This is a genomic window from Kribbella sp. NPDC050820, from assembly GCF_040653975.1.
Lineage (GTDB): Bacteria > Actinomycetota > Actinomycetes > Propionibacteriales > Kribbellaceae > Kribbella.
On the sequence record NZ_JBFAHB010000050.1, the window covers coordinates 39,892 to 57,151 of the forward strand.

The 17,260-nt window shown below is 64.2% G+C and carries 18 protein-coding genes and 1 pseudogene; 8 read left to right on the forward strand and 11 right to left on the reverse strand.

Annotation, left to right across the window (positions count from 1 at the left end; genetic code table 11):
- Positions 1-184: 184 nt before the first annotated feature.
- Positions 185-832, reverse strand: a complete 648-nt coding sequence (locus AB0H36_RS32655) for a hypothetical protein (protein ID WP_360532403.1) — start codon at positions 830-832, stop codon at positions 185-187.
- A gap of 153 nt (positions 833-985) precedes the next feature.
- A pseudogene (locus tag AB0H36_RS32660) lies at positions 986-1,163 on the reverse strand (IS3 family transposase); the annotation flags it as partial.
- Positions 1,164-1,339: 176 nt separating this feature from the next.
- On the opposite strand from AB0H36_RS32660, the gene AB0H36_RS32665 reads away from it, so the two are divergent.
- The 3 genes from AB0H36_RS32665 to AB0H36_RS32675 all read left to right on the forward strand — a co-directional run bounded on the left by AB0H36_RS32665 (position 1,340) and on the right by AB0H36_RS32675 (position 4,301).
- Positions 1,340-2,770: an amidase gene (locus AB0H36_RS32665; RefSeq protein ID WP_360532406.1), complete on the forward strand. Its 1,431-nt coding sequence runs from the start codon at positions 1,340-1,342 to the stop codon at positions 2,768-2,770.
- An 86-nt stretch (positions 2,771-2,856) separates the two neighbouring features.
- The gene (locus tag AB0H36_RS32670; protein ID WP_360532409.1) at positions 2,857-3,768 is read left to right on the forward strand and encodes an enoyl-CoA hydratase/isomerase family protein; all 912 of its coding nucleotides are present in this window, start codon (positions 2,857-2,859) and stop codon (positions 3,766-3,768) included.
- 59 nt (positions 3,769-3,827) lie between these two features.
- A complete protein-coding gene (locus AB0H36_RS32675; protein WP_360532412.1) occupies positions 3,828-4,301 on the forward strand; it encodes a PaaI family thioesterase in 474 nt (157 codons plus the stop codon).
- Positions 4,302-4,693: 392 nt separating this feature from the next.
- On the opposite strand, the gene AB0H36_RS32680 is transcribed toward AB0H36_RS32675, so the two are convergent.
- The 5 genes from AB0H36_RS32680 to AB0H36_RS32700 all read right to left on the reverse strand — a co-directional run bounded on the left by AB0H36_RS32680 (position 4,694) and on the right by AB0H36_RS32700 (position 10,961).
- Positions 4,694-4,993: a pyridoxal-phosphate dependent enzyme gene (locus AB0H36_RS32680; protein WP_360532415.1), complete on the reverse strand. Its 300-nt coding sequence runs from the start codon at positions 4,991-4,993 to the stop codon at positions 4,694-4,696.
- 423 nt (positions 4,994-5,416) lie between these two features.
- A complete protein-coding gene (locus AB0H36_RS32685) occupies positions 5,417-6,646 on the reverse strand; it encodes an ABC transporter ATP-binding protein (protein WP_360532418.1) in 1,230 nt (409 codons plus the stop codon).
- Complete coding sequence (locus tag AB0H36_RS32690; protein WP_360532421.1) at positions 6,646-8,346, reverse strand: ABC transporter permease subunit; 1,701 nt, start codon at positions 8,344-8,346, stop codon at positions 6,646-6,648. The genes AB0H36_RS32685 and AB0H36_RS32690 overlap by 1 nt, the downstream gene beginning before the upstream one ends.
- Before the next feature lie 134 nt (positions 8,347-8,480).
- A complete protein-coding gene (locus AB0H36_RS32695; RefSeq protein ID WP_360532424.1) occupies positions 8,481-9,482 on the reverse strand; it encodes an extracellular solute-binding protein in 1,002 nt (333 codons plus the stop codon).
- Between the two features lie 1,167 nt (positions 9,483-10,649).
- Positions 10,650-10,961, reverse strand: coding sequence for a GntR family transcriptional regulator (locus tag AB0H36_RS32700; RefSeq protein ID WP_360532427.1), 312 nt, complete (start codon positions 10,959-10,961; stop codon positions 10,650-10,652).
- A gap of 244 nt (positions 10,962-11,205) precedes the next feature.
- On the opposite strand from AB0H36_RS32700, the gene AB0H36_RS32705 reads away from it, so the two are divergent.
- On the forward strand, positions 11,206-11,739 hold the full coding sequence (locus AB0H36_RS32705; protein WP_360532430.1) for a nucleotidyltransferase domain-containing protein: 534 nt from the start codon (positions 11,206-11,208) through the stop codon (positions 11,737-11,739).
- Positions 11,736-12,161 carry a hypothetical protein gene (locus AB0H36_RS32710; RefSeq protein WP_360532433.1) on the forward strand — a complete coding sequence of 142 codons (426 nt, stop codon included), beginning with the start codon at positions 11,736-11,738 and terminating at the stop codon, positions 12,159-12,161. The genes AB0H36_RS32705 and AB0H36_RS32710 overlap by 4 nt, the downstream gene beginning before the upstream one ends.
- A 97-nt stretch (positions 12,162-12,258) precedes the next feature.
- On the opposite strand, the gene AB0H36_RS32715 is transcribed toward AB0H36_RS32710, so the two are convergent.
- Together AB0H36_RS32715 and AB0H36_RS32720 are read right to left on the reverse strand one after the other, a co-directional pair.
- Complete coding sequence (locus tag AB0H36_RS32715) at positions 12,259-12,504, reverse strand: hypothetical protein (RefSeq protein ID WP_360532436.1); 246 nt, start codon at positions 12,502-12,504, stop codon at positions 12,259-12,261.
- Positions 12,505-12,979: 475 nt separating this feature from the next.
- Positions 12,980-13,459, reverse strand: coding sequence for a sigma-70 family RNA polymerase sigma factor (locus tag AB0H36_RS32720; protein ID WP_360532497.1), 480 nt, complete (start codon positions 13,457-13,459; stop codon positions 12,980-12,982).
- Between AB0H36_RS32720 and AB0H36_RS32725 the strand changes: the two genes are divergently transcribed.
- Complete coding sequence (locus AB0H36_RS32725; protein ID WP_360532500.1) at positions 13,442-13,828, forward strand: hypothetical protein; 387 nt, start codon at positions 13,442-13,444, stop codon at positions 13,826-13,828. The genes AB0H36_RS32720 and AB0H36_RS32725 overlap by 18 nt on opposite strands.
- A gap of 43 nt (positions 13,829-13,871) precedes the next feature.
- On the opposite strand, the gene AB0H36_RS32730 is transcribed toward AB0H36_RS32725, so the two are convergent.
- Complete coding sequence (locus AB0H36_RS32730; protein WP_360532439.1) at positions 13,872-14,099, reverse strand: hypothetical protein; 228 nt, start codon at positions 14,097-14,099, stop codon at positions 13,872-13,874.
- A 724-nt stretch (positions 14,100-14,823) separates the two neighbouring features.
- Between AB0H36_RS32730 and AB0H36_RS32735 the strand changes: the two genes are divergently transcribed.
- Positions 14,824-15,021 carry a hypothetical protein gene (locus AB0H36_RS32735; protein ID WP_360532442.1) on the forward strand — a complete coding sequence of 66 codons (198 nt, stop codon included), beginning with the start codon at positions 14,824-14,826 and terminating at the stop codon, positions 15,019-15,021.
- A 411-nt stretch (positions 15,022-15,432) separates the two neighbouring features.
- Positions 15,433-15,744, forward strand: coding sequence for a winged helix-turn-helix domain-containing protein (locus AB0H36_RS32740; protein ID WP_360532444.1), 312 nt, complete (start codon positions 15,433-15,435; stop codon positions 15,742-15,744).
- Positions 15,745-15,937: 193 nt separating this feature from the next.
- Here AB0H36_RS32740 and AB0H36_RS32745 read toward each other — a convergent pair whose 3' ends face one another.
- A complete protein-coding gene (locus AB0H36_RS32745; RefSeq protein WP_360532447.1) occupies positions 15,938-17,197 on the reverse strand; it encodes an MFS transporter in 1,260 nt (419 codons plus the stop codon).
- Between the last annotated feature and the right edge of the window lie 63 nt (positions 17,198-17,260).

Here is a 17,260-nt window from a genome sequence, read left to right on the forward strand (position 1 = left end):
CATGCGCTCAGCCACAACGCGACGTTGACGACCTGGGGAATCGTTCGCGGTGAGTACCGCTGGTCCGTCAGCCAGTCGCGAAGGTCAGCAGCCGCCGCGTCCGCAAGGGGACCCCTCGCCGGGCCAGAGTGAACAGGTCGCATGAGACCACCTCCAAGTAGGGAACTACTTGAAGGGTCGACCCTCAGATTATGCCGACCTTCTGAGCCGTCCCGGCCGGGCTGACCTGCGGCGACGCATCCAACATCGGCATAACCAGAACGTCGGCATAAACCTTGTTATGCCGACGTCGGCATAACAGCGTGGTCACGTCATACAGGCACAGCGAGACATCACCACTGGTCGCCGCACGTGTGAAACACGCCGTCGCGATCTGGGCACGATAATCGCGATCCGCAGCTCGCTGCAGCGACCGGAACATCGTGCGCAGCGACGCATGAGCGATGCCGAGCTCGTCCAGCACCCTCACCGAGTCAGCCTTGCTCGTCGGCTCCACGATCCGCGCCAGGACCAGCTGCTTGAAAGCCTCATCGTCGAGGGCACTGAAACCCAGCCGGTCGTACACCGACGCCAGCACGCGCCACAGCACCGCGGACCGCTTCCCGGTGATCACCCCCGGCCTGCCCTCGTCCTGCATCCCAGCAACCTTCAAATCGAACGCATCCTGCCCCGGCCTCAACCGCCCACGAGCCTCGGCCAACAACACCGCCAGCTCGGCCTCCGACCGCGCAGTCCCCACATGCTCCAAGATGTGGTTGCGCCCGCCCCGCCGCTCCGCGATCTGAACCTTCGTGGCGCCCGAACGGCCAGCAGACTTGCGAATGAACACCACGACCCCGACCCTACCGACGACCGGGGTACGTCAATCAAACCGCTCGCAAGCCCCTGACCAGCACGAATACCCCGCCGAACCGACAACCAGCCCTCAAGTGGCACGAGTCAGGTCCGGCTACCCGGCCCGACGTAGCGCTGGTTGGGAGCCCGGAGCGGTGAGGTCACGTTTGAGCAGGTCGGGCACCTTCTGATCCGCGGGTTCGGGGATCGTGGTCTTGACCCGTCGCCGGCGCCGGTAGCCGGCGATGCCGTGCTCGCGCATGACTCGGACGACCGTTTGTGGTTGACCCGGCTCCACCGGCGCCAGCACCGTCGTTGAGTTCGGCGGTGCATGGCGAGCTATGCGCAAGAGTGTGTTGAGTTGCAGGGTTTGATTTCTGGACACGTTGTGGGTCGCTGCCGCCGACACGGGCGGGTAACCATAGCAACGTCGCCGGGCTACGGCTATGAGTCGGGCGAGTATGAGGGAGCCGCGAATGGCCCGCCTGAAGACAGGAGTTGGCGTATGAGCGAAATTGACCTGACCCAGCTGTCGGCCCTTGAGCTTGCTGCCGCGATTCGTGCGAGGGAGATCAGTCCGGTCGAGGTCATGGAGGCCACGCTCTCTCAGGTAGACGCGGTCAACGACAAGGTCAACACCGTCATCTGGCGCAATGACGACGAGGCGCTGGCCTGGGCCAAGGCGGCCACCGATGCGATCACGCGTGTGGATCGAGGCGAACTGCCACCATTTCACGGCGTGCCGATTCCGATCAAGGACGATTGTCCGGTCGCAGGTTGGCCCGTTACGCTCGGGTCTTGGACCACGCCGGACACTCCGTCGGCGGAAAGCGAGCTCGTCATCGAGGCGTTACAGCGGGCCGGGTTTGTGCTGACCGGCCGCACCAACACTCCAGAGTTTTCGTACCTCGGCGCGGCGGAGAACGACCGCTACGGCATCACGCGCAACCCCTGGAACCTGGACCGTACCCCTGGGGGGTCCAGCGGCGGGGCGGCGGCAGCAGTTGCGGCGCGGATGTTCGCCGTTGCCCAGGCCAGTGACGGCGGCGGGTCGATGCGCGTCCCGGCGTCGTGCTGCGGCCTGGTCGCACTCAAAGCGAGCCGGGGCAGGGTACCGGCAAGAGTGATCAGGGGGGTGGGCACCTCGCTCAATGGAGTTCTCACCCGCGATGTGTCCGACACGGCAGCGATCCTGGACGTGATCAGCGGACCTGACCGCGGGGCCTGGTACAATGCGCCGACGCCGGAACGGCCGTTCGTATCTGAGGTTGGCGCCGACCCTGGTCGGCTGCGCATCGGCCTCGTTGATGCGGCGCCGCTCGGCCTGCCCATAGACCCTGAATGCGCCGAGGCAGTCCGTGAGGCAGCAGCCGCACTGGAGGACATCGGGCACCACGTGGAGCACACGCAGTTCCCAGAGTCGGAAGAGTTCATCGCCGCCCATCTGAACCTGATGAAGGCCGGGCTGTTCGGCGACGACGTCGACTGGGAACGCGCGGAACCCCACATCCGGCATGTGAGGTCGGTAGCCCAAGCGATCGACGCGGAGACCTACCTGCGTTCCGTCTATGTCCTTCAGCGTCTTAGCCGCAATCTTGTCAGCCGGTGGGGGAGCGAGTTCGACATTCTGCTCACCCCGACGATGTCCATCGTTCCGCCCCGGGCTGGTGAACTCAGCGCCGCCGCCCACGCCTCGCAACTTGGTCCTGACGGTCTCGACGCCGTCCTGAGTTGTGCGGTGTTCACGCGAAAGTTCAACATGACTGGCCAACCGGCCATCTCCGTGCCCACGCACATGGCTGCCGACGGAGTGCCGATCGGCGTCCAACTCGTAGCTGGGCCGTGGGAAGAGGCGCTCCTCATCCGATTGGCGTCGCAGCTGGAGGAGGTCCTGCCCTGGTCCGAGCGCCGGCCGCCGACGTGCGCCACCAACTAGACTAGCTACGGAAAATCATCTGCCTCGAGATGGCCCGAGCGACAACCGTGAACTCGAAAGCGCAAAGTCCCCGAACAGGAGGGGGCATGCCACGGGGAGCGGATGAATCGATCGTCGCGTCTGAGGGCAGGGTATCAGGGGAGGCGGAGTCCAAGGACCGTGTCGCGTGGATCAAGCTAAATCGGCCGCACAGGTTGAACGCGCTGTCTCTGAAGCTTTGCGCCGAATTTCAGGACGCCGTCGCCCTTGCCGATCGTGACCCGGCAGTTCGCGTTATCCTAATTACAGGCGCGGGCGATCGGGCATTTTCGACCGGATTTGACCTCGATGATGACGACGAAGAAATCCGGCCGGGCGGGCGAACCCTCGAAGATTGGCAAAGGCGTCACAGTCGCGACATCAAATTCCATAATTCGGTGTTCGAGTGCTCCAAACCGGTCATCGCAGTGATAAATGGCTATTGCCTTGCGGGGGCTTTAGAACTCGCGCAGATGTGCGACATTCGTTACTGTTCAGATGACGCGCGCTTCGGCGTCACGGAGACGCGGTTCGCTGCGGGAGTTCTAACTCTGGCGATGCCATGGGTACTCGATCAGCGCTGTCGTGAGCTGATCTACACAGGTGACATGATCGATGCGCAAGAGGCTTATCGGTTGGGTCTGGTGAACCACGTCTTCCCCAAGGATCGACTGGAGGAAGAAGCAACCCGCATTGCGAACCGAATGTCGCGCGTCGCCCTGCCGACGTTGGTGTGGAACAAGAATGCCATAAATCACACACTGCAGGCGTCAGGATTTGAATCCGCTCTACGGTATGGTGCCGAGGCGTGTCTGATCATGGAAAACTCAGACTCGGAGTTCGGACGCTTCCGCGAACTCCTTGAGACTGAAGGCATGGCTGCGGCGATCCATTGGCGCAATTCAATCTTCGCGCCCTTCGAGTCTGGAACGTCGGCATCCGCCGGAGCGGCAGCCGACCCATCGAAGAAGGCAGGGTAGGGCATTCACAGTCGATTGCTGCGTTCAGTGCAAACCATCTCAGGATAGAGGGCCTATTCATGCGTACTTCCCCGCTGCCGCCGGCTTCGCGGCGCGGCGTTGCCACTACGGTTGCCACCGAAGGCGAGTTCGCGGGTTGGCGTACCTTCAACGACGACGGCTTTGAAACCCATATCGGTGCCCTCTGGTATCGGCAAGAACCCGACGACAGCATGCGCTGCGCCTTTCGCGTCGAAAAAAAGCACACCCGGGACACGGGCCAGGTCCACGGCGGCTGCCTGATGACGTTCGCCGACTACTGCCTGCATGTCATCGCCAAGCCCGTCATGGAGGAACACGGCGTCACCATCAACTTCGCCGGTGACTTCATCGACGCCGCGCGTGAAGGCGACCTAATCATCGGCACGGGCGAGGTGATCCGCGCGGGAGGCTCGCTGATCTTCGTACGGGGTCAACTAACGGTAGCTGAGAGAACGTTGTTCACCTTCTCGGGCACGATCAAGCGGCTAAGACCGCAGCGGCCAGAAGCGTAACTTGCCGGCCTTCCTGTGCGTGCCGAGACCGAACTGACGCGTACGCGAAGACGCCGAAAGCCAGGAAGGCCATCGGCGTTTGTGCCCATGACTGGATTGGACCATGAACGCTGTAGAGGGACGCGTCGGCGATGCCTGCGCTGGTTGTGCCACGAAATTTGATGGCGTCTTCGACCAGTTGGTGCGCAGGTGGTCCGCAGCGGCCAGCCGGTCCGTGTGTGGTCGCGCAGGTCGACTCATGGCCCCCCGCTCTCGGGATCGACGGCCTGCCGACAAAACTCCTGGTAGGCCAATGGTTCTGAACCATCTCGCTTCCCCAGTCGGCCGGCAACTACTCACCTCGATCGCGGAAGCTGCGGAGCTAATCAGTGAGTTCGCGCCTGATCGAGTCACTAGTGGGTGCGCCCGTTAGTTCGTCGGTGGTTGCCAGGCTGTGGGGTCGTTGAGGTAGAGGCCGCAGGCGCAGTCGAGACGGCAACAACTCCCCGGGCCCGCTCGGTTTCGGCTAGCTTGAGGATCGCATTGGTCGCACCGCGCAACTTGAAACTGCCGGTGGTCTGATGGTGCTCGAGCTTCAGGCTTACAGGAACGCCACACATGTCTGAGAGCGTCGGCGAGGGTACGAGCGGTGTCGGGAGGATATGATCGATGATGCGATTGCGTGCATCCTGAATAGCATCGAGGCCGATCATAAACGCTCCTCAACTCGCGAACGCCAATGCTCGCCTGTGGTGGCGCACCACCATTGCCGCCGCGGCCCCTTCCGCAACCAACAATCCGTCCAGCATCGAACGCAGCAAATCAGCACAGGTTGTCCAGTAGAAGGGCGGGCGCGACGGTCGGTCGCCGATGGTTCGGCGATCAGTCGTAGCTGCCGGCGCTTGGTGTTCCGCGGCTACATGTCCAGTTGGCAGATACGGAAGCGCCACAGCATCTGCTGGTGATGACCAGGTGATGGTGGCAGCAAGGTGTGGGTCCGCGCGGCCGGCGACGAGCTCGTCATCGTCGCCGACAACACCGAGGCCGGGCGTATCGTGTTGTGGCTTCAGAGTTGGTCTGACAGACCGTGGTGCGCTTGTTGTCCCTGACCGGGCAAGCCGGTGCTCGGCCAGCGATCACGGTGCCTTCCCAGCAACAGTGGCTACCTCGGCTGAGATATCGCTCGGAGTGGGATTACCCGTGGCATCAGGGTTCAGCACATGGGTGCGGTCGACATCAATGCGCAGCGTCACCGTCGACCCCTCGTAGATGTGATCGACTCCGGCCTGGCGGGTCTCAGTGAATGTTCGAGGCAGTCGAACGATGAGGTCTCCGAGCGGACTGGCGCATCGCCAGGCGAGTTCCCGGCCGGCAAAGCGGCGGCTGAGCACTGTTGCTTCGATGCAGCCAGCGGCTCCCGGCGGTTCGCTGGTCAGGTCGAGGCGTTCTGGTCGCACCGCCACACAGCAGTCACCAGCCGCTGGTTTGTCGCTGCCCGACCACAACACGACGTTGCCACTGCGGCTTCGCACCTGCCATCCCTGAGGGCCGGGCTCGACTGTGCCATCTATGAGGTTGCAATCGCCGACAAAGTGGGCGACGAAGCGCGACACGGGCCGGTCGTAAACGTCCTCGGGAGATCCAATCTGTTCGATCTGTCCATCGCGCATGACTACCACGACGTCGGACATCGCTAGCGCTTCTTCTTGATCGTGCGTGACGTACAGGAACGTGCTCTTCACTCGGTCGTGGAGATCTTTTAGTTCAACCTGCATTGCTTCGCGGAGTCGCCGGTCCAAAGCGCCGAGCGGCTCATCGAGCAGGAGGACCGGTGGTTCGTAGACGAGGGCGCGCGCCAGCGCGACTCGCTGCTGCTGGCCGCCGCTGAGCTCAGCTGGCCTGCGGTGGCCGAGGTTACTCAGTTCGACGAGATCGAGCGCCCGCGAGACGCGCTGTGCGACCTCGGCGCGCCGGATAGAGCGTGCTTCCAGCGGGAACGCGACGTTCTGGCGCACGGTCATGTGAGGGAACAGGGCGTAGTTTTGGAACACGACCCCGAGGTTTCGGCGGTCTGGCGGGACACCAATGAGGTCGCGCCCTGCCAGTCTCACGTCCCCCGAGTCGGGCTGGACGAAGCCGGCCAAGATTCCGAGCAGCGTCGTTTTCCCCGATCCGCTGGGGCCCAGGATCGACACGAAATCTCCATCGCGGACTGTCAACGACACGTCACGCAGGGCGGTGGTGTCGCCGTAGGTCTTGACCAGTTTGTCGAAGGCGAGATAGCCGTCGGTGTTGTTTGCGGTGCTCACGTTGGCTACATCCCTGCCGGCGGAGGAAGTTGGGTCGATCACGGCGTGTTCGGTCATCATTCACTCCTATGAGTCTTGGTGCCGCGCCGCATCACGTACAGTCCGAGAGCGGCCAGCGCTGCGACGGCCACGACGAATCCAGTCAGCAAGACGCCGACTACGGCCAGCCCTGGATCGAAGTTCTGTTGGGCCTCGCTCCAGTACCTCAATGGCAGGTTCTGGAACGTAACACCGGCTGTGAACAGGGTCACCGTGAATTCATCGATCGACAGCAGCATCGCTAGAAACGCACCAGTAAAGAGTGCCGGTCGAAGCAGCGGCATGGTGACCTTGCGGAGACGTCGCCAAGGCGAGGCGCCCAGCGAGTAAGCGGCCTGGTCCCACCGGGGATCGTAAGCGTTCAACCCATTGATGACATTGACGTAGACGTAGGGCAGCGCAAGAACGCTGTGGACGAGCGCAATCGCCTTCCAATTGCCGAGCAGATTGAATTCTGTGAAGACGGTGAAGATACCGGTGGCGTACATGACGGACGGGACGATCAGGGGGAGTAAAGCCGTCGCAACCACGGTCGCACCGGCAAAAGGACGCAGCTTCGAGGTGCGCAATGCCAAGAAGCTCCCAATCACGAGCGCGACGATGGTTGCCAGCAGCGCGACCTTCACCGATTGATGGACTGCCGCGCCCCACGATGGGTCAGTGAGCACCTCGTCGTACCACTTTGTGGACCACTTCCCGCTGGGAAAGGCCAACACCGGCAGTGGCTGGAATGACATGCCGACCAGATACACGAACGGGCCGTCGATGAGCACCACAGCGAGTAAGACCATCACGCCGACGAGGAGGTGATGGCGGCCAGAACCAGGGATTCGGCGAAGTACAAACGATAACGGCCGACGTGGTTGCCGTTCTGGTCGTCCTGACCGTCGGCTGGGGCGACGCTCAGAACGACCAGGCACACTCTTCAACCCGAGCACTTCGCCTAGTCCCACCGATCGGGCGGCCAGCGTCAGGACGATAGCGACGACAACGCCGAGGATGACGGTCAGCGCAGCTGGGTAAGCAGGCGAGAGCCCATAGAACGAGCTTTGCGTGACCTGCTGCACTACCAGGCTGACCAAAGTCGTCTGTGTGGGCCCGCCGATCAGCGCCGGCGTTGCGTACATACCGACGCTGCTGATGAAGATAACCACACTGCCAGCCACCACGCCGGCCATTGTCTGGGGCGCGTACACCCGCCAGAAGCTTTCGAGATGATTAGCACCGAGAGTGCGCGCTGCTCGCAGATGGGACGGGTCGATGCGAGACATCGAGACGTAGCAGGCGAGGATCATGACCGGCAAGAACACATGGACGAGGACGATCAAGACACCGACAGCGGTGTAATTGTAGGTGACCGTGTCGCTTCCGAGTCGGTGCATGAGCGGGCCGATCGGGCCATTGACGCCAAGAATCCCGATCCAGGCGTACGTGCGGACCAAGAACGACGTTAGGTACGGAAATACCAACAGCGTGAGACACACTGTGCGACCGAGCCTGCCCAGCAAGGTCATCGCGTAGGCAACCGGGTAGCCGATGACCAGCGTGATCACGGTGGCGTACACCGCCAATAGCAGCGTCCGTTCGAGGATGATCAGGATCGAGGACGAGGTCAACTGGCTGCTGTAGGCCCGCCAGAAGGGGTGGATGTCGACACTGCTGCGAAGCGTGACGGCCAGCGGCACCGCGAGCCCGAGCATGAGGTACGTCGCCGCCACTAGCCAAGCCAGGCAGCGGCCAGACGTACGAATTAGGATCGGGTTGCGGAGACCCGCAAGCTTGCGACGGGGGCTGGTCCCGCCCTCCACGAGGAGAGTGGAACCAGTCCCGGGATCAGATGCGACCACGGCGGTCAGCTTCCGGATTGCCACTTGGTGTATCGGTCCTGGAGCGCATTATAGTTCTTCCGCCAGTAATCGTTGTTCAACGGGATAACCTGACTGAGGTTCTCCGGCGTCGTGGGCACATACTTCTGCATGCTCGGATCAACGAGCTTGGCAGCCGCCGGGTAGGCCGGTCCTACACCGGATTCGTTCGTAAGTGCAGCCTGGATACTGGGAGCCATATAGAAGTCGATGAACGCGATCGCTCCGTCGACATTCTTGGCTGTGGCCGAGACCGCCGCGCCGCTTCCCACGAGCAGCGCCTGCTTGAACGTCATATCCAGCGGCAGGCCCTGCTTCACACCCGACGCCACGCGGTTACTGAACGTCCACGTGTAGCCGATCTCGCCAGTGGAAAGCTGGTTAACCGAATCGGCCCCGTTCCTCCAGAAGTGGACAGTTGCGTTCTTACGCAAGGCGTCCAGAACGTCGAACGCCTTGTCAACGTCGAGTGGGTACAAGCTGGACGGCGTCGTTCCCGAGGCCAACAGCGCGATCTCCAAGTCGCCGGTCGCGGATGTGTGCAACCCGCGCGGTCCCTTGAACTTCGAGGTGTCGAAGAACTCAGCCCACGAGCTGGGGTGGTCGTTCCCATACTTAGCGGTGTTCCACGCCAGAGCCTCCGCGTAGAAGTTATTCGCGATCAAGTCGCTCTGGTACCAGTCGGCCTGCAGCCCGCGCGCCTTGGCGATCTGAACCAGCCGTGGATCCGACTTGAGTAATCCCGCATCACTCTGGGCCAGCATCGGCCCGTAGTCGTTGCACATGTCGACATCGCTGGCGAACTGGCGCGCCTTGACCAGCTTGTCGAACGAGGCGCAAATGGTATCGCTGTAAACAACCTTCGCCCCGGTCGCCTCCTCGAAGGGGGCGACGACCGTCTTTTTAATTGCATCGCCGAACGAGCCACCCGCGCTGCCGACGACCACCGTCTGCCCCTTGAGGTTCGGGATCCCCAGCACGGTGTCCACCTTCGCGGATGAAGCACCCGGGGTACCGGAACTGCTGCTGCTACCGCAACCGGCCAAGGCAACGACCAAAGCGGCACTCGCCAAAACGGCACAACCGCGGGAGCTGCGCACCCAACACTGCCTATTCATGAGGCCCTTCCTCCCCGGCTCACGCATGCCCCGCTGCGCGGGTTGACGCGCGATGCTGGTCCGAATCCGTCACTCGATCGCACGAACTCACCTCTCCTGCCGTCGTTGGTTCTCAGAATGATGGCCCCGGCCCATCGGCTCCGCGACCAACAACCTGTCCAGCATCGAGCGTCAAACGTCGTCACAGGTTGTCCACTCAGTCACCTCGATGTCACGGCACAGTTGCAGACAGCATGTCTGTGTCGGCGCAGCTGCCTACGGACCAGCGCGGCGAGGTGGTTACGACCGGCGGGTTGCAACACCTCGTCGTGGATCCGGAGGTTGCGTCTGTCTTCGTCTCGTCGTGTGAAGAAAGCGCCAGGGTCGTCCGCAGCCGGCAAAGCGTCAGCGGTTCGTGGAGTTGCGGGCTCGTAGGTGGAGCATTCTGGCCGCGGCTCGCGAGGTCGGCGTCTCGAGGACCACTGGGAACAACTGGTCGTGTGGCTACACGATCTACCGCAGCGGCAAGGTGGTCGCGTTCGTTGCCCCGCTCGACCTGGTGCGGAAGATTATCCTGCGGTTCCGGTCAGGGGAGGAGGCGGATCGAGATTGCGGAGCCCTCAGCAGATCAGCCGATACCTTCGGCTTCACATCCCGAGCAGCCGCAGATGTGGCTATGTCACGAGACCGTCTACCAGGCCGTCTGTCAGCTGTCGGCAACGTCGGTGCTGCGACCGTCGTTAGTGGCCCTCGGCATCGTTCGCTGCTGTGTACCGGGCACACCGGAGCGCGCACCAAAAGGCGGAATGTCGCCAGCGCACCGGTGCTGGCGGGTGTTCGCCCGAACTCGTTCACTTCACCGGCAACCTGTCGGTCTATGGGGCTCAAAGCATGGTGGCCAGACATGAGGGGGACCAACCAAGCTCGCCGGGAGCTCTTCGGATTAGTCATGGGAGCGGGTCTTGACGGAAGGGCAGGGCTGCCGACTCCGGATTTACCGCAGCCCAGCCCTGCATCGATCGGTACGCTCGCGGTTGGCCGCAGTGAGCCGGCGTCATCTCAGACGGTCTCGGTTCGCTCGAGCGCAGCGATCGCGCGATTGAGGGCGCTCCGTGCGGCGCGCAGCTCGGCGAGGACGTCGACCGGGCGCGGTTGCGGGTCGGTGCGCAGCACGAAGACGCCGACGCCCTGGCGGGTTTCGACCAGGCCGTCGTCGACGAGCAGTTGCTGGGCCTGGCGGATGGAGTTCAGTCCGGGGACGTCGTAGTGCTCCTGCAGTGTCGTGATCGTGGGGAGCTGTTGGCCGGGGGAGAACTCGCCGGCGCCGATGCGGCGGCGGAGGTCGTCGGCGATCTCACGGTACCGAGCCATGCCCACATGTTAGCATGTCACCACAGATTATCTAGTGGGCTTGTGTGTTCTAGTTGACATAAGAACCATTATCGGCGTTCCTTGAGTCGGCACTCTACTGCCGATATCGGCACTGAACTGCCGTGATCGGTAGTACACTGCCGATATGGACATGTCCAACCCAGCGAGCACCGTCATCCAAACCCTCGACGGCCCAATCCTGTCCGTCCTCGCCCGCACGACCGCGCCGCTGACCGGTCGCCGAGTGCATCAGCTCGCCGCCACGGGAAGCGAACGAGGTGTCAGGAACGCGCTTCATCGGTTGGCGGAAACCGGGCTGGTCGACGCGACAGCAGTCGGACCTTCTGTCCAGTACACCCTGAATCGCGAACACGTCGCCGCGGCCGCCGTACTCGAACTGACCTCCCTGCGGCCGAGACTGTTCGACCGCTTTCGGGCGTCGATCGACGCGTGGGCGATCAAGCCCGAACATGCCAGCATCTTCGGGTCGGCGGCCCGCGGAGACGGCAACCTGGACAGCGACATCGACCTGCTTATCGTGCACCGATTCGACAAGCCGTCGGCAGCGTGGGAGGAACAGCTCAGCGAACTGAGCAGCCAGGCCCTGCGTTGGAGCGGGAACTACCTCCAGACGTACGTGCTTAGCACCGATGGCCTGCTTGCTCACCTGGAAGCCGCTGAGCCGATCGTCGACGACTGGAAGCGCGATGGCGTACGGATCCACGGACCCGAAATCCGAACCCTCATCAACCAGCTGACCCACAGGGAGAGCGCATGAACCGCCGAGCCGGCCGGGCCGAGGACTGCAACCGCGCCCAGGCCGCCGTACGGCTCACGCACGCCCGCGCGTTCATCGAGGTCGCGGACCTGGTCGGCGACGTCGACGACGAACTGGCCAACGACAACGTCGCGGCGGCGCTAGCCGTACTCGCTGGGATCGCCGCGGCCGACGCGGCATGCTGCGTGGCCCTCGGCCAGCGCTCCCGCGGCCAGGACCACCGGCAGGCGATCCAGCTGGTCTCCCAGGTAGGCAGCGACGGTCAGCGACTCGCCCGCGCGCTGAAACGCCTGCTCGACGTCAAGGATGGCGCACACTACGGCGCGGTCTATGTCGGGGCGAAGGAAGCGATGGAGGCGCGGCGGAGCGCCCGCATACTGCTCGACGAGACCGAACGACTGTTCCAGGCGACGAACGGATGAACCCCTGAAACCGGGCGCGCAGCCAGCGGCCGGTCCCCAAGGAGCGGGCCGCGACGCCCTGGCATAACCGCACTGGCCGTGGGATCGGGCGTCGCGGTCAACTGGAAACGACGCGCTGGGCTTTCGCATCCCCGTACAGCTTGGCCAGACCTTGCCAGAGCCGAGGCTGGGCAGGGCGCATCTCCATCCACGGATGGGCGTGCGGATGATCCGGAAGTACCTCCGCGCCGGTTTCACCGTCGAAGTACAGGCCGGTCTCGAACCAGACCTGCTGCCAGCTCGGCTGCCACCGCTGGTCACCGGTGAGTACGGCGACCACGGTCGCCGGGTCAGATCGAGCCACGGCCGGCCCGGCGCCACAGGAAGGCGCCACTCGCGTTCATGCATCCACTCCGACCGACCTGCGGCGCTGGTATCCAGCCGCACGGCCCACGCCCGCTGCTCGTCCGACAGACCCTCGTACTGCTGCGGACGGGCATGCCAGACCGGCCCGCCGCCGGCAGGCCGGGAAGTGGAGTCAGTCCTTCGGGGGATGCGGCCCGGCCAGTCCGGTTCGCGGTCAGGTCACACACGGCCAGGTCTCGAACGCCGATTCTTCGACCGGGGTGGAAGAGCGTGCAGGAGTGCGGGTGTTGAGAATCGATCGATTCCGGGGCAAGCTGGCCCGCGCCGTGTTCCCGGCGAGGGTTCGTAATGGCGTCAGCACGCCCTCCACTGCTCATCGCGGCGTGGCGACACCAGGGTCCGACTGCATGCGGTCCGGACCTTCTGATGCCGCCGCGACGACGTGGGCGACCTCGATGCGTCGCACCTGACAGTTATCTGGCCGACGGCTTCCCCATTTTCGCCTCGTGCCCGACGAAACCTCGCAACGTGTTCAACGCTCGGTGCTGCGCGACCCTCACCGCCCCTGGAGTCATGCCCAGCGCTCGGGCGGTCTCCTCGGCTGACATTCCAGCTACCACCCGCAGCCGCAGGATCTCCCGCAGTTTCGGTGGCAACTTCTCCAGCAATCCCATGATGTGCTGGACCTCCGATTGCCTGACCGCTTGCTCCTCTGACGTCAGTGGCTCGTCCGCGGCGGCCGGCTGTCCCGCGAGTGCGCGCTGGGCGTCCGCAACCTTGCGCGCGGCGATGCCGTAGACGAAGGCCTCGAACGGACGCCCCTCATCGCGGTACCGGCTGAGCGCACCGAACACCGTGACACAGACGTCCTGGGCGACGTCATCGACCATGTCGGCTCCGCCCGGAGAGTTCCACAGCCGCGACCGCACGTACCGGTGGGCCACGGCGCGCACCCGGGTGAGCAGGTCATTGAGAGCAGCCCGATCGCCGTCGCTGGCAAGGACCGCCAGGTCCCGGAGCTCGACCCGATCGTGGATGCGGGGTGGACTCGCCTGCCCACCCGCGTCTGCGCCCTCGGACGCAGGCGGGAGCTCGGCGTCCAGCCTCGCGTCGAGGGTTTTGGCGACCTTGGTCGTTGTCCGGTGCGAGTCGGTTCTCCAGCGAGCAACGGCAGGTTTCGCGGAACCGACCGCGACAGCCTCGGCGGCACGAATACCAACGAGGAGACGGTCAGCGATAAGCTCTTCCTGCATTGCGCGCTCGGCTCGCGCGACGGCAAGTGCGCGCTCGGCGATCCGATCGGGCACAGCTTCGATGAGTGACTCTGCCCCTGGTGTGCCCAGGGAAGTCCGCTCGAGCAGCCGATCAAAGTCGTCCATCACGCCCCCTACTCCTCAATTTGCGCTGCCGCGCGCGCCAGCGCTCGAGAGTCCGCTCGATCGCTTTGACTGTCTTGGCCTTGATCTCAGCTATCTCAGCGTTGGAGTAGCCGTCGTAGTGGAGCGCGACGATGTCCTGCGTCCCCGCAGCCAGCTTGCGAAACTCCACGATGACGGCGTCTCGTTGGGCGAGGATCTCGGCTGGGTCAGTCAACCAAAGCTCCTTCGGGACACTGGCGACCGGCCATCGCCGCCACCGCCTCTCCTCCCCCTGCCACTTGCGAAAGTGATTCGGGAACTTCTGATCACCCAGGTCATGAAGTACGTGGTGATGCTGGCTCCCTTCGACCGCTGCCACCCTCCGTCGATGAGTGCCTCATGCCGAAACCTGGTGATCGCTGTACCCACAACGAGCGTTGAGAGATCTTCTCGATCCTCAGGGCTTTCCGCGAGCCGGTTGCGCTCCAACTCCGTGGGATCGAGTCAACGCCCGATCGCCGCGCATTCCCGAAAGATCTGCCCGCGGCGCATCCAGGCATCCAAGATGTTCAACGCATAGCGCACCAGATGTCTCTCGAAACGGTCATACTCCTCCCCCCTGAATCCAAGCTTCCGCAGCCGCGTGATCAACTCGTCGTCGGCGGCTCGCCGCCGCGATCTCTCAAGCTCGTCTCGCTCTGTCGTACCGGGTCTTAGGCCGGATTCGACGACTGAGCGCGCCGGCGGTGACACACCTGTGGTCGCCGAAGTATCCACCCGCTGGACCTTTCCACCTCGGTTCTTCTCTTGGGCCGAACTGCCCTCTTCTAGGTCCACCCGCTCTTCCCTTCCCCCTCCCCCGCCAGAACTTTTCTGTGGGCTCTGCCACGGGGGACGTCGATGAGTTCCGCACCTTCGATTGGGGTGTAGGAACACCTCGACACCGAAGGAGCTGGAACATGGGCTCGAAGCAGGCCGGCAGCAGGCTGATCCCGGTCAGGTCGGCCGTCATAATGACGCTCGCGTTGCTCGTCGCAGTCGGCGCCGGCGTCCTGACTTATCTCCAGGAGCCAGCACTACCGACCGCCGTACTTGTCGGCGCCGGCGCATGGGCAGGAGCGGTGACCTTCTTCAACGCCCTCATCGACAGGGACTGATCTGCGGCCGCGGTGAGGCCGGGCGCCCGCCCGAGGAGCTTCGTGCAGATCGACATGGTTGCGTCCGCGACGTTCTATGTCAGCGCAGCCTGCGTTGAGTACGGGCGCATGCGCATAGCCGGCATACCGGACCCACTCGTCTGGGTAGTCGCTCGTGACCAGATCTATGCTGCGCCGCCCGGTCCAAGGCGCCACGATCTTGATTCGCCGGCTCATCGTCCCCCGGCTGGCCTATCGCTCGCGGGAAGGTCTCTGTTACTGCGCTCGGCTCGACGTGTCACTAGGTGTTGAGAATCGGTCGTTTGCACCGACGACTCGAGCGATGCCGTACACGCGCCGAGAGTGGTTCTTATGTCAACTAGTGCGTGCGAGACCACTAGATAACCTGTAGGGACATGCTAGCATTCGGGCATGGCTCGATACCGTGAGATCGCCGAAGACCTCCGCCGCCGCATCGGCACCGGCGAGTTCTCCCCCGGCCAGCAACTCCCCTCGATACCCAAACTGCAGGCGCACTACGACGTACCCGGGCTGAACACCATCCGCCAGGCCCAGCAACTGCTCGTCGACGACGGTCTGGTCGAAACCCGCCAGGGCGTCGGCGCCTTCGTGCTGCGCACCGACCCGCAACCACGACCGGTCGACGTCGTCGCCGAGCTGCGCACGGCGCGCAGCGCCCTCAACCGCGCGATCGCCGCGCTCGAGCGAGCAGATGCCGTCTAAGACGGAGTCGGCTTAATGCCGCCGCCGTGAACGTACCGGTCAATGTAGTGATGGTTGCGGTCAAGTCCGGGACCTGTAGCCACGAGGCTTCCAGGCGAGACTTGTCGTGGCCGGGTCGAAGAGCTCCCGGCGGGCTTGGTGGTTTCCGCTGAGGGGCCCACCCGCCGTGTGTGACCGCTTCGAGGGAGGCGGGTCAGTCCACTGAGTCCGTTCGGACGACCGACGCGACCCAGCGAGGAGCCCTACCACGTCGTAGGCGCATCGTGAGCAGGATGGCGGCGATCAACAGCGTGCTGATGCCAGGCAGGGCGCCGGCGAGCAGCATGCCGGTGCGGGGGCCGAACTGCTGCACGATGATGCCCAGCAGCGGGCCGCCGACAGCGCTGCTGCCGAGATAGACGAGAAGGTAGATGCCGACGATCCGGCCGCGGATGTTGTCGTGGGCGGCGAGCTGGACAGTGGAGTTGGCCGAGGTCTGCAACAGCAGAGTGCTGGCGCCGATGCCGAGCAACAGCGCGCAGAAGAGGATCTGCGCCTGTGCCGCCGCCGCGACCATGTACAGCGCGGAGAGCAGGGCTGCGAAGAGCATCAGGGTGCGCAGGCGTGTGTGGCGCAGGCGGGCGGAGATGAGCGCCCCGCCCAGCGAGCCGACCGCGACGCTCGCGGTGAGAAGCCCATAACCGCCCGGTCCCGTGTGGAAGATGGACTTGGCGTAGACGGCCAGCGTCACTGCCAGGTTGGTGGTGAACATCGCGTACAGGCCGACCAGGATCGTGGGCCAGAGCACGTCTGGGTGGCTTACCGCGTAGCGCAGCGCGGCGCGGAGTTGCCCGCGCTGCGCCGGTACTGGCGGGCGCGCATGCAACTCGTCGGCGCGGATCCGGGTCAGCGCGACGATCGGCGCCAGGTAGAAGACGGCGGTCATCAGGAACGACCAGCCCGGCCCGACCGTGCCGATCAACAGGCCGCTGACCGCGGGCCCGACGAGCCCGGCGAGGTAGACCACGGAGGAGTTGATGCTGATCGCGTTGCGCAGCTGGGCCGGTCCGACGAGCTCGCTGACGAATGCCTGCTGGGCCGGAAAGCCGATGGCGAGCACGACGCCGGAGCAGGCCGCGATCACCTGGACCTGCCAGGCCTGCACGACATGCGCGAGTGTGAGACCGGCGAGGAGGGCGGCCGCGCAGGTCCACCCCGCGTAGTAGAACAGCAGGATCCGGCGCTTCGGGTACCGGTCGGCCAGCAGCCCACCGGCCAGACCGAACACGAGGGTCGGCAGCGACCCCAGCGCGGCGGTCAGCCCCACGGCGGCAGGGCTGCCGGTGAGGCTCAAGACCAGCCAGTTCTGCGCGGTATACGCCACCCACCAACCGGTGTTAGACAGCAGTTGAGCGGTCGCCATCAAGCGGAAGTTCGTAGTACGCAGCGAGCCGAAGGTAGTACGGCGTTGCACGGTCGGGGTGTCGGGTCGAGAGGAAGCTTCCTCATTGGCCGCGGCAGTCATGGGCATCCACAT